General features: G+C 70.3%; 10 protein-coding genes, 1 tRNA gene and 1 pseudogene. 9 read left to right on the top strand and 3 right to left on the bottom strand.

The genetic code is table 11. The features are described from left to right. The 5 genes and pseudogenes from ACPYOG_RS06080 to ACPYOG_RS06060 all read left to right on the top strand — a co-directional run. A pseudogene (locus ACPYOG_RS06080) lies at positions 1 to 283 on the top strand (ABC transporter permease); the annotation flags it as partial. After that, positions 280 to 1,968: an ABC transporter ATP-binding protein gene (locus tag ACPYOG_RS06075; protein WP_481293350.1), complete on the top strand. Its 1,689-nt coding sequence runs from the start codon at positions 280 to 282 to the stop codon at positions 1,966 to 1,968. The pseudogene ACPYOG_RS06080 and the gene ACPYOG_RS06075, both read left to right, overlap by 4 nt. 10 nt (positions 1,969 to 1,978) lie before the next feature. After that, positions 1,979 to 2,899, top strand: coding sequence for an ATP-binding cassette domain-containing protein (locus tag ACPYOG_RS06070; protein ID WP_481293349.1), 921 nt, complete (start codon positions 1,979 to 1,981; stop codon positions 2,897 to 2,899). Continuing rightward, entirely contained in the window at positions 2,899 to 3,912 is a 1,014-nt protein-coding gene (locus ACPYOG_RS06065) for a D-isomer specific 2-hydroxyacid dehydrogenase family protein (protein ID WP_481293348.1), read from the top strand. The genes ACPYOG_RS06070 and ACPYOG_RS06065 overlap by 1 nt, the downstream gene beginning before the upstream one ends. Positions 3,913 to 3,991: 79 nt before the next feature. After that, positions 3,992 to 4,064 (top strand) — tRNA-Asn (locus tag ACPYOG_RS06060). A gap of 87 nt (positions 4,065 to 4,151) precedes the next feature. Here ACPYOG_RS06060 and ACPYOG_RS06055 read toward each other — a convergent pair. Both ACPYOG_RS06055 and ACPYOG_RS06050 read right to left on the bottom strand, forming a co-directional pair. Then, complete coding sequence (locus ACPYOG_RS06055) at positions 4,152 to 4,814, bottom strand: response regulator (RefSeq protein ID WP_481293347.1); 663 nt, start codon at positions 4,812 to 4,814, stop codon at positions 4,152 to 4,154. Beyond that, positions 4,811 to 6,067 carry a sensor histidine kinase gene (locus ACPYOG_RS06050; RefSeq protein WP_481293346.1) on the bottom strand — a complete coding sequence of 419 codons (1,257 nt, stop codon included), beginning with the start codon at positions 6,065 to 6,067 and terminating at the stop codon, positions 4,811 to 4,813. The genes ACPYOG_RS06055 and ACPYOG_RS06050 overlap by 4 nt, the downstream gene beginning before the upstream one ends. A gap of 155 nt (positions 6,068 to 6,222) precedes the next feature. On the opposite strand from ACPYOG_RS06050, the gene ACPYOG_RS06045 reads away from it, so the two are divergent. Then, on the top strand, positions 6,223 to 6,534 hold the full coding sequence (locus tag ACPYOG_RS06045; protein WP_481293345.1) for an SHOCT domain-containing protein: 312 nt from the start codon (positions 6,223 to 6,225) through the stop codon (positions 6,532 to 6,534). A gap of 182 nt (positions 6,535 to 6,716) precedes the next feature. Beyond that, positions 6,717 to 7,592 carry a sensor histidine kinase gene (locus ACPYOG_RS06040; RefSeq protein ID WP_481293344.1) on the top strand — a complete coding sequence of 292 codons (876 nt, stop codon included), beginning with the start codon at positions 6,717 to 6,719 and terminating at the stop codon, positions 7,590 to 7,592. 54 nt (positions 7,593 to 7,646) lie between these two features. Here ACPYOG_RS06040 and def read toward each other — a convergent pair whose 3' ends face one another. Then, positions 7,647 to 8,213 (bottom strand): peptide deformylase, encoded by a 567-nt coding sequence (def, locus tag ACPYOG_RS06035; protein ID WP_481293343.1) that lies wholly within the window; start codon positions 8,211 to 8,213, stop codon positions 7,647 to 7,649. A 40-nt stretch (positions 8,214 to 8,253) separates the two neighbouring features. On the opposite strand from def, the gene ACPYOG_RS06030 reads away from it, so the two are divergent. Both ACPYOG_RS06030 and ACPYOG_RS06025 read left to right on the top strand, forming a co-directional pair. Continuing rightward, a complete protein-coding gene (locus ACPYOG_RS06030; protein WP_481293342.1) occupies positions 8,254 to 9,219 on the top strand; it encodes a DMT family protein in 966 nt (321 codons plus the stop codon). Positions 9,220 to 9,312: 93 nt separating this feature from the next. Beyond that, entirely contained in the window at positions 9,313 to 10,566 is a 1,254-nt protein-coding gene (locus ACPYOG_RS06025) for a glycosyltransferase (RefSeq protein ID WP_481293341.1), read from the top strand. Positions 10,567 to 10,584: the final 18 nt, after the last annotated feature.

The following is a 10,584-nucleotide window of genomic DNA, read 5'->3' as shown; positions in this document are numbered from 1 at the left end:
CAACAAGGCCGTGGACGATGTCACCAGCGGCATCTGGTGGACCTCGATCTACCCGGGTCTCGCGATCGTGCTGGTGGTGCTCGGGATCACGCTGGTCGGCGAGAGCCTGAACGACCTGGCCGACCCGCGCCTGCGCGGTCGTCGGCGGGCCGCAGCGGCGTCGGGCGAGGTCGCCGAGACATCGGTCGTCCCCGGTGGCGTCCTCGCCGCCGGTCCCGGTGGTGTCGACGGCCTGGAACCGGGCGGATCGTTCAGCGACGAGGGAATCGAGGTGCGCCCATGAGCGACGTCGTCCAGATCGAAGACCTCTCGGTCTCGTTCTCCACCGACGCCGGTGCCGTGAAAGCGGTCGACGGCGTGAGCCTGACCGTCGCGCCGGGGGAGGTGCTCGCCATCGTCGGCGAGTCCGGCTCGGGCAAGACGGTGACGGCCAAGACGATCCTGGGCCTGCTCCCCGAGACGGCGACTGCGTCCGGAGCCGTCATCCTGCGCAGCCGCGACGGCGCGACCGAGGCGGATGTCATCTCGATCGACAAGCGGCGCCTGCGTCAGGTGCGCGGCACAGACGTCGCCATGGTCTTCCAGGAGCCGTCGACGGCACTGAACCCCGTGTATCCGGTTGGCTGGCAGATCGCGGAGGGCCTTCGCGCGCACGGGAGGCTGTCGAGGAAGGAGGCGCGGGCGAAGGCCATCGAGATCCTCGACCGCGTCGGCATCCCGGAGCCGGAGAAGCGCGTCAAGTACTACCCGCACCAGTTCTCCGGCGGCCAGAAGCAACGCATCGTCATCGCGATGGCGCTGGTGCTGAATCCCGGACTCATCGTCGCCGACGAACCGACGACGGCGCTCGACGTGACGGTACAGGCCGAGATCCTCGACCTGCTGCGCCGCTGCCGCGACGAGTTCGGCGCCGCCATCGTGCTCATCACGCACAACATGGGCGTCGTCGCCGACCTGGCCGACCGTGTGGCGGTGATGTACCAGGGCAAGCTGGTCGAGCAGGCCGAGGTGCGCACGCTGTTCGCGGCCCCGCAGGCGGAGTACACCCGCAAGCTCCTGGCTGCGGTTCCGAAGATCGGTCAAGGTCTCGCGGCGACCCAGGACCGCGCGATCGCCCGGGCCGAGCGTCCGCTCGCCGCGCCCGTGGTGCAGGCGCGCGACCTGCGCATCCAGTACCCCGGCCGGCTCGGCCGCCCCGGATTCGTCGCCGTCGACGGGGTGTCGTTCGACATCCGGCCCGGCGAGGTGCTGGGACTGGTGGGCGAGTCGGGATCGGGCAAGACCACGATCGGCCGGGCCATCGCCGGTCTGAACCGCGTCAGCGGCGGGTCCCTCCAGGTGCTGGGGCTCGAGATGAACGGGATGCGCGAGCGCCAGTTCCGCAAGGTGCGCAGCGACCTCGGCTTCGTCTTCCAGGACCCAGCGTCGAGCTTCAACCCGCTGCTCACAGTCGCGGAATGCGTGGCTGAGCCGCTGGTGGTGCACGGCCGCGCATCGTCGGCCGCCGAGGCGCGCCGCCGGGTGGACGAGCTGCTGGAGGCGGTGCAGCTGCCGCGTGCCTACGGCGATCGGTACCCGCACGAGCTGTCCGGCGGTCAGCGGCAGCGGGCCAGCCTGGCGCGCGCGCTCGCTCTGGAACCGACGCTGCTCATCGCCGACGAGCCCACCTCCGCCCTCGACGTCTCGGTGCAGGCCCGCGTGCTGGAACTGTTCGCCGAGCTGCAGAGGGAGTTCGGGTTCGCTTCGCTGTTCATCAGTCACGACCTGGCCGTGGTAGACCTGCTGGCCGACCGCATCGCCGTCCTGCACCGCGGCAAGCTCGTGGAGGAGGGAACGGGCGCCGAGGTGCTCGGCAGTCCTCGCGAGCCGTACACGCAGCGTCTGCTGGCGTCCCTCCCGGTGCCGGACCCGATCGAACAGGCCGACCGGCGGGAGGCGCTGCACCGCCTGCAGTCGCAGAGCGCCTAGGGTCGAGGGTGTGAGTTCCGAGCCCGCCATCGTCGTCAGCGACCTGTCCGTCGAATACCCCGCGCGAGGCCCCAGCGCGTCGTGTGTCGCCCTGCGCGGGATCGACTTCCGTCTGGAGCACGGGCAGGTCCTCGGGGTGCTCGGCGAGACGGGCTCGGGCAAGAGCACGCTGGCGCAGGTGCTGGCGGGCCGGGTGCTCCCTGCTCGTGCATCCGAGCCGGGTCCGCGGATCACCGGCGGAGAGGCGTCGGTGCTCGGTCATCCGCTGCGCAAGGCGCGCAAGCGCGACCTCGCGGAGGTGACCTTCCACGTCGGGTACCTGCCGCAGGAGGCGGCCGCAACTCTGGAGCCGACGCTCAGCGTGCAGGACAACGTGACCCTGCCCATCTTCGAGCGCGACGAGCACTACTCGCGACGCCTCGCGGGGCAGCGGGCCGCGACCATGCTGGACACGGTGCACCTGCCGTTGAGCGTGCTGAACAAGTACCCGTACCAGCTGAGCTCGGGTCAGCGGCAACGGGTGGCGCTCGCGCGGGCCCTCGTGCTCGGCCCGAGGATCCTGATCGCCGACGAGCCGACCGCGGGCATCGACGCCACGGTGCGCGATGCGGTGATCGACCTGCTCGCCCAGTTGCGCGAGCATCCCGAGTTCTCGGCGGTGATCGTCAGCCACGACCTCGCGGTCCTGCGGCGGGCGACGGACACCTCGCTGGTGCTGCACGCCGGCCGGCCTGTCGGGTTCGGTCCGATCGAGGACGTCCTCGCCGACCCGACGCATCCGTTCGTCGCCGGCCTCGCACGCGCCCTGAAGCCGCCGCAGCAGCGCACGGAGCGGCGTCCGCAGCGCGACACGCGGCGAGCAGCAGCATCCACGGCGCCCGCAACCACAGTGGCCGCGACCTCACAGCCGAAGAGCACGAAGGAGATCTGATGTCGGATTCTGCAGACGCGGGCTCTCCGCGCCATCGAGCCGTCCTGGCCGATCCGGTCGCGGCGGTGCCGGCGGACCAACGACCCGAGCCCGGCCCGATCGCCGTGCTGCCTGAGCCCGAGCAGCAGTTCGTCCAGGCTGTCGAAGCGGCCGGCGGGACCGTCGAGCCGCTCTCGGACCGCACTCGCGGGGTGGTGTGGCTGTCCTATAAGGATGCGAACGCCTTCCCGCCGGTGCTCGAGGCGCATCCGGGCATCGGCTGGGTGCAACTCCCGTTCGCCGGCGTGGATGCGTTCGCCGGCGTCATCGCGTCGGAAGACCGCCCCGGGCTGGTCTGGACGAGCGCGAAAGGCGCCTACGCGCAACCCGTGGCCGAGCATGCACTGGTGCTGAGCCTTGCGCTGCTGCGGCTGATCCCGAAGCGGGTGCGGGCACGTTCCTGGGCGACCGAGCAGGAGGGGCGGTCGCTGTACGGACTGGACGTCGTCATCGTCGGCGCCGGGGGGATCGCCCGGGAGTTGATGCGCCTGCTGGAGCCGTTCGGTGTGCGCGTGACCATCGTGCGCCGCTCGTCCGAACCGGTCGAGGGAGCCGCTCGCACGGTGACCGCCGACCAGCTCACGTCCGTGCTGCCCTCCGCCGACCTCGTGGTGGTGGCCGCTGCACTGACCGGAAGCACGCGGCACCTCTTCGGCCCGGAGGAGTTCGCCGCGATGAAGCCGACCGCCTACCTGGTGAACATCGCCCGCGGCGGACTGGTGGATACGAATGCGCTGCTCGACGCCCTGCGTTCGGGCGCTCTGGCGGGCGCGGGTCTCGATGTGACCGACCCGGAACCGCTGCCGGACGGTCATCCGCTGTGGGACGAGCCGCGCGTGCTCATCACCCCGCACCAGGCGGACACCCCCGAGATGACGGCTCCGCTGCTGGCCGAGCGCGTCCGCCTGAACGTGCAGGCGTTCCTCGGCGATGGCCGCTTCGTGGGAGTGGTGGACCCGGTCGCGGGCTACTGAGTGGCGACGCGCGCGGGATGCTGGCCGGATTTCCCGAGCACCCGCGAAGCTTGCTAGAGTAGCTTCGCTGATCAAGCATTCCTCGATAGCTCAATTGGCAGAGCAGCCGGCTGTTAACCGGCAGGTTCTTGGTTCGAGTCCAAGTCGGGGAGCTTCGAAACCCCCGGTCTTCTGCGGAAGGCCGGGGGTTTCTGCGTGTGCGGGCGAATGGCCGCGCGGGGCGCCTGCGGTCGGACGCCCTATTGCCACCCCGGCTGCACGAGGCCGGTCTCATAGGCGAGGACGACGAGGTGCACCCGGTCGCGCGCATCCAGCTTCGTCATGATCCGCGAGACGTGCGTCTTCGCGGTGAGGGGGCTGAGGTAGAGCCGTTCGCCGATCTCCGTGTTGGTGAGGCCGTGCGCAACGAGCGCCAGCACTTCGCGCTCCCGCTCGGTGAGCTGTTCGAGGAGCGCGGAGTCCGGCGCCGGCCGGAGCCCGCCCGAGACGCGCTCGATCAGGCGCCGTGTGACGCCGGGGGAGAGCAGCGCATCCCCAGCGGCCACCACACGGACAGCGCGGATGAGCTCGACCGGCTCCGTGTCCTTCACCAGGAACCCGCTCGCCCCGGCGATGATCGCCTGCGCGACGTACTCGTCCAGCTCGAAGGTCGTCACGATGACGATCCGCGTCCCGGCGAGCCCAGAGTCGGCGACGATCTCTCCCGTCGCCCACAGTCCGTCGCCGTCCGGCATCCGGATGTCCATCAGCACGACGTCGGGATGCGTCTGCCGTACCAGGTCGACGGTCGCCTGGCCGGTCCCGGCCTCCCCGACGATCTCGACGTCGTCCTCCGCCTCCAGCAGGGCGCGGAAGCCGGCCCTGACCAGCACTTGGTCGTCCGCGAGCAGGACCCGGATCACCAGGTGCCCCCGGATCGCGATGCAGCCGGGATGCGCGCCTCCACGGTCACGCCCCCGCCCTCGGGCGTTCGTACCTCGAAAATTCCGCCGAGCAGCTCGGCGCGTTCACGCATCCCGAGCATTCCCTTGCCCGTCGCTCCGCCTGAGGTCGCGTCTGCCGCCGAGACGCCCTCCGGCAGGCCGCGTCCGTCGTCCTGGACCGTGAGCACGAACGAGCCCTCGCTTTCGGCCAACCGGATCGTCACCCTCGTCGCCTGTGCGTGCCGCCCCGCATTGGTGAGCGATTCCTGCACGATCCGGTAGAGCGCCAGCTGCGTCGCCGCGGACGGCGTCGAGTGCAGCTCGGACTCGTAGGAGACCTGCAACCCCGCCTTGCGATAGGTCTCCACGAGGACGGGGATGCGTGCGAGATCCGGCTCGGGGGAGCGCGCCGCGTAGCCGTCGGGTCCACGCAGGAAGCCGAGCACGCCGCGCACCTCCTCCAGCGCCTGGCTGCTGGTCGACCTGATCGCCTCCAGGCTTTCGCGTGCCTTCTCCGGGCGGGAATCGAAGAGGTGGAGGCCGACCCCCGCCTGCACGCTGATCTGCGACAGGGAGTGGGCGAGCACGTCGTGCAGTTCGCGCGCGATGCGCAGGCGCTCCGCCTCTGCGGCGGACTCGCGCCGGGCGGCGACCGCCCGGGCGACCTCGCGGTAGCGCTCCCGTCGGTTGCGCATACCTTCTCCGAGCCCGAGGAGAAGGCACAGAACCAGCGCCACGATCAGGGGACGGATGAGCGCTCCCGCCTGTCCGCGCAACAGGTAATCGGCGGCCGGAACCGCGAGGGCGAAACCGGCGATCGTCCACCATGCCCAGATGCGGGCGCCGTGCACGACGGCGCTGACGACGGCGAACGCGAGAGGCACAGCCGCGAACGGCGGCCCTGAGGTCACGGCGATCGCAGGCCCGGTCAGCACGGCGATCGCGACGACGGTCGCACCGGGATGCGTTCTCGCCAGCAGGAGCAGGAAGGAGGCCACGAAGGCGAGCAGGACGAAGGCCAGGGTCACCGGATTGTGGGCGGAGTCATGCCAGGCGAACACGAGCCCCGGGAGCTGAAAGAGGGCCGCGACGATCACGACGAACCAGCGAGCCCCCCGTGGACGACCGCGGCGTGCCCAGGGCGGACCGGGCCAGTCGCCGGCGCCTGGGAGGGGGTGCTCGGGATGCGCGGGCGCGCCGCCGCCTGGATCGGGTGGCGCGTTCCAGGGCATCTCCTCATGCTAGCTACGCCCGTACGCGGCCCGCATGCTCCTGGGGGAGTACACGCAATCGCTCCCGGCGGCGGATTCGCGCGATGCACCTGCGGACGAGGCTGTCCGTGACGGTCCGCGACAGGCGTGGGCCACTCATGGATTGGACACACATCATGCTCAGCTCACTGGCCACCGCCGTCGCAGCAGCGCCGTGCGCTTTCGGTTACGGCGCGCCGTTCGTCGGCTGGTGGTGGATCTTCATCCCGATCTTCTGGATCCTCGTCTTCGTGCTGATCTTCGGCTTCTTCGGGCGGCGCTGGCGCCGGGCGGCTATCGCTCGCGGCGGGTACGGCAGCTGGGGGCCTCATGGCAGCACCCGCTCCGCCGAACAGACCCTCGCGCAGCGGTACGCGAACGGCGACATCGACGAGCAGGAGTACCGGGCGCGGCTGGAGGTGCTGCGCGCCAACCGCGACAGCGCCTGAGGCACAAGGACGGACCTGGCACGCCGGACATCGCGGACAGAAGGCGGCCAGGAACGCCCGGATCGCGCACAGCCGAGGGGCGGCGGAGTTCTCCACAGAGTGGAGCCGCCGCCCCTTCGGCGTGCCATGCAGCCCGATAGGATCGACCGGGTCGCGCAGCCGTGCGGCGGAAGGGACGGAAGATGGACGTCATCGCGCTGGTCGCCGCCGCGCTGGGGCTTGCCACGCTCGTCTTCCTCGGCCTCTGGCTGTGGGAGCGCAGCCGCCGCATCCGCCTCCGCGACACGCGGCAGGAGTCGGAGTGGGACCGCATCGACCGCGAGCTCGACCTCGCAGAACAGGCGGGCCGGTTCCGCATCGTCGGCGATCTCGGGGATGTGGCCATCCAGTCCGTCTCGCGGTTGGTCACGCAGGCCGAGGCCGTCCGCTACGCGGCGGACGCGGATCCCGCGGCGGCTCTCCGCTCGGCGGGCGTGCTCGAGACCTCCGCCCGTGACGCGCTTGCCGACCTCCGCCGCCTGCAGGCGGTCGCGCGGGAGGCGCAGGACGCCTCGCTTCCGCAGCCCAGCCTCCACTCGGCGCGCGATCTGTTCCGCGTGATGCGGGATGCCGGGCTCGCAGTCACGTTCCGCGAGACCGGGGAGCGCTTCGACCTGCGCCCGGGCGCAGAACTCGCCGTGTTCCGCATCCTGCAGACGAGCCTGGAGAACGCGCTCAAGCACGGCGGCGCCGGCACGAATGCAGCCGTCGCCTTCTCGTGGACGCCCGACGGCCTCCAGGTGAGCGTCGAGGACGACGGCATCCGCGCGGCCGCCCGCCGGTTGGGTCTCGATCGCGAGGGCGTCGACCAGGCCACCGCGTATGGTGTCGCCGACGATGTCCGGGCGCTCACCGAGCACTACGAGGGTGTGGGGATCATCGAGATGCGCGAGCGTGCGTCCCTTTTCGGCGGCACGCTGAACGCGCAGACCGTCGCGGGCATCGGCTTCACCCTGTCAGCAGTCTTCCCGGCGCTCCGCCACCACAACGGCGTCCACGGGGTCGACCTGCGTCGCTGAGGCGGCCTCCGCCGTGACGGCCGGGTGCCTCCTGGCGGCCCGGCGAGCCGTGCGTCAGTCCTCCAGGTGGTCGCGTCCCGGGAGCCAGCTCAGCCCGGGGACACCCCAGCTGTTCTTGCGCTGTGCCTTCTGCGCGGCCTTCCCGAAGGGATGCGCGAGCCGGTCGACATACAGCACGCCGTCGAGGTGGTCGTACTCGTGCTGGAAGATCCGCGCCAGCCAGCCGTCCGCGCGCACCTCGAACTCGGCGCCATCGAGATCGGTCGCCTGCAGGATCACGCGCTCCGCCCGGCGCAGCGGGAACCGCTCGCCCGGGAAGGAGAGACAACCCTCCGACTCCGAGTCCTCGTCCAGCTCGTCCACGGTCAGTGGGCTCTGCCACAGCGTCGGGTTGATGGCGACGCCACGATGCTGCGCGTCGTCGTCATCCGTCCAGCCGTAGACGAACAACCGCAGCGGGACACCGACCTGCGGGGCGGCGAGGCCGACGCCGGGGGCTTCGTCCATCGTCTCGAACATGTCCGCTATCAGCGTCCGCACGTCGTCGTCGATCTCGTCGACGGGACTGGCGGGGGAGTGCAGGACGGGGTCACCGGTGATCCGAATCGGGAGGACGGCCATTCGGCAAGACTATCGGGAGCATTCCTTGTAGGGTCGTGGAGTGGGTACGGAACTGATGCACGCGTTCGACCTGTCGTATCAGCCCAGCCAGCTTCTGGGCATTCCGGTCGCGCTCGTCGGTGCCTGCTTCCTGTCCGTCGGCGCCCAGCTCCAGCACCACGGTGTCGCCAAGGTGGAGTCCACGGCCGGTCGTGCCGAGAGCGGACTGAGCGGTCGTCAGCTCGGCCTCCTGCTCGCGCGGCCCTCCTGGGTGATCGGGACCCTGCTGCTGGGCCTCGCCATCGTCTTCCAGCTGGTCAGCCTCAAGCTGTCTCCGATCATCCTCGTTCAGCCGCTCGGCGTGGTGGGGCTCGTCATCACCAGCATCCTCAACGCCCGGGTCAGCGGCGTGAAGCTCAACCATCAGTCCGTGATCGCGGTCACCCTGTGCGTGAGCGGCGTCGGCGCGTTCGTGCTCCTCGCCGCCGTCTTCGCGCGCGACCTGCCGGTCTCGAGCCAGGCGCTCGTCATCATCCTCATCGTGCTCGCCGTCGTCCTGGTGGCCTTCGGGGTCCTCTTCGGGTTCTTCCGGCATCGGTTCAAGGCGATCATGTACATCGTCGGCGCCGGGGTCTTGTACGGCTTCGTGGCGACGCTCGCGAAGGTCGCGATCGCGCGCATCTCCAACCAGGAGTGGGACTGGCTGCTCGTCGCCGCCATCGTCGCACTGCTCGCTGCGGCCGTTCTGGGCGCCTACTTCGTCCAGAACGCCTACTCGTCCGGGCCTCCCGATCTGGTCATCGCGGGGCTCACCGTGATCGACCCGCTGGTGGCCGTCACCATCGGGATCCTGGTGCTCGACGAGGCCGCCGGCGCGCCCTGGTGGGCCATGCTCGGCTTCGCGCTGACCGGCGTCGTGGCCATCCTCGGGGTGTTCCAGCTGGCCAAATACCACCCGCAGACGGCATCGGACGCGCCGGTGGCGGACCGTATTACGGACGTCGTGCGGGAAAGCGGCTTAGACTAGGCCGTTGAATCGACCGGGCACCACCAACGCCCGGACCGCGAAACCGTCGCCGGATTCGCCTTCCGAAGCCCCCGACCGTAGGGAACGAACCACGTGCCTGATTCGAGCGGACCGCATCCCACGTCCCCTGTGCCCGCGGCCAAGCAGCCGCTGACCATCGTCATGGGTTGCGACACGTTCGCCCCCGACGTCAACGGCGCTGCCCGCTTCGCGGAGCGCCTCGCCGCCGGACTCGTGGAGCACGGGCACGACGTGCACATCGTCGCGCCCGCGGCCAGCCGCAGGCACGGAACGTGGGTCGAGGAGCACCAGGGTCAGAAGATGACGGTGCACCGCCTGCGCAGCTGGCGCTGGTACCCCCACGACTGGCTGAGGTTCGCGCTCCCGTGGACCAGCAAAGCGAACGCTCGCCGGGTCCTCGATCAGGTGAAGCCGGATGTCGTGCACATCCAGTCGCACATCGTCGTCGGCCGGGGCCTTGCCGCGGAGGCCGAGAAGCGCGGGATCCGCATTGTGGCCACGAACCACGTGATGGCCGAGAACGTCGTGGAGTTCACCCTCCTGCCGAAGTTCCTGCAGAAGACCTTCGTCAAGCTCGCCTGGGCGGACGCCCGCCCCACCTTCGACCGCGCAGAGGCCGTCACCACGCCGACCCGCAAAGCGGCCGAGTTCCTGGAGCGGTCGACCGGTCTCCGTGACATCCACGCCGTCTCGTGCGGCATCGACGCCCACAACTACACCCCCGACTTCACGCCCCGCACGGCGAACCGCATCCTCTTCGTCGGCCGGATCACCGGTGAGAAGCACATCGACGTGCTCCTCAAGGCGATGAAGCTGCTGCCCGCCACCCTGGATGCCCACCTCCAGATCGTCGGCGGCGGCGACCAGCTCAAGAACCTGCAGACGATGGCGGAAACGACGGGGATCACCGACCGCGTCGAGTTCCTCGGCTACGTCAGCGACCAGCAGCTGCGCGAGGCGTACAGCCGCGCCACGGTGTTCGCGATGCCGTCGATCGCCGAGCTGCAGTCCATCGCCACCATGGAGGCCATGGCCTCCGCCCTCCCGGTCGTTGCGGCTGACGCGATGGCCCTGCCGCACCTCGTGCACGACGGCGAGAACGGATACCTGTTCCGTCCGGGCGACGCGCAGGACCTCGCGGACAAGCTGGAGCGCGTGCTGACGATGCCTCAGGAGGAGCTCGATGTGCTCAAGCACGGCTCCCTCCGGATCGTCGCCGCCCACGACATCCAGACCACGATCAGCACCTTCGAAAGCCTGTATCGTGGTGAGCCGGTGGCCGACCCGGTGACGGACGCGGCCTCCAGCGTGCCCGCTCCCGAGTGACCGGGACCGGAGCGCGAT

Source organism: Leifsonia sp. HAY1-4F (assembly GCF_056755275.1).
This window is presented reverse-complemented; position numbering and strand designations above follow the sequence as displayed.

Coding starts and splice junctions, on each gene's coding strand:
- ACPYOG_RS06065 (WP_481293348.1), top strand. CDS start 2,899: ATGTCGGATTCTGCAGACGCGGGCTCTCCGCGCCATCGAGCCGTCCTG.
- ACPYOG_RS06050 (WP_481293346.1), bottom strand. CDS start 6,067: ATGCCCTGGAACGCGCCACCCGATCCAGGCGGCGGCGCGCCCGCGCAT.
- ACPYOG_RS06045 (WP_481293345.1), top strand. CDS start 6,223: ATGCTCAGCTCACTGGCCACCGCCGTCGCAGCAGCGCCGTGCGCTTTC.
- def (WP_481293343.1), bottom strand. CDS start 8,213: ATGGCCGTCCTCCCGATTCGGATCACCGGTGACCCCGTCCTGCACTCC.
- ACPYOG_RS06040 (WP_481293344.1), top strand. CDS start 6,717: ATGGACGTCATCGCGCTGGTCGCCGCCGCGCTGGGGCTTGCCACGCTC.
- ACPYOG_RS06075 (WP_481293350.1), top strand. CDS start 280: ATGAGCGACGTCGTCCAGATCGAAGACCTCTCGGTCTCGTTCTCCACC.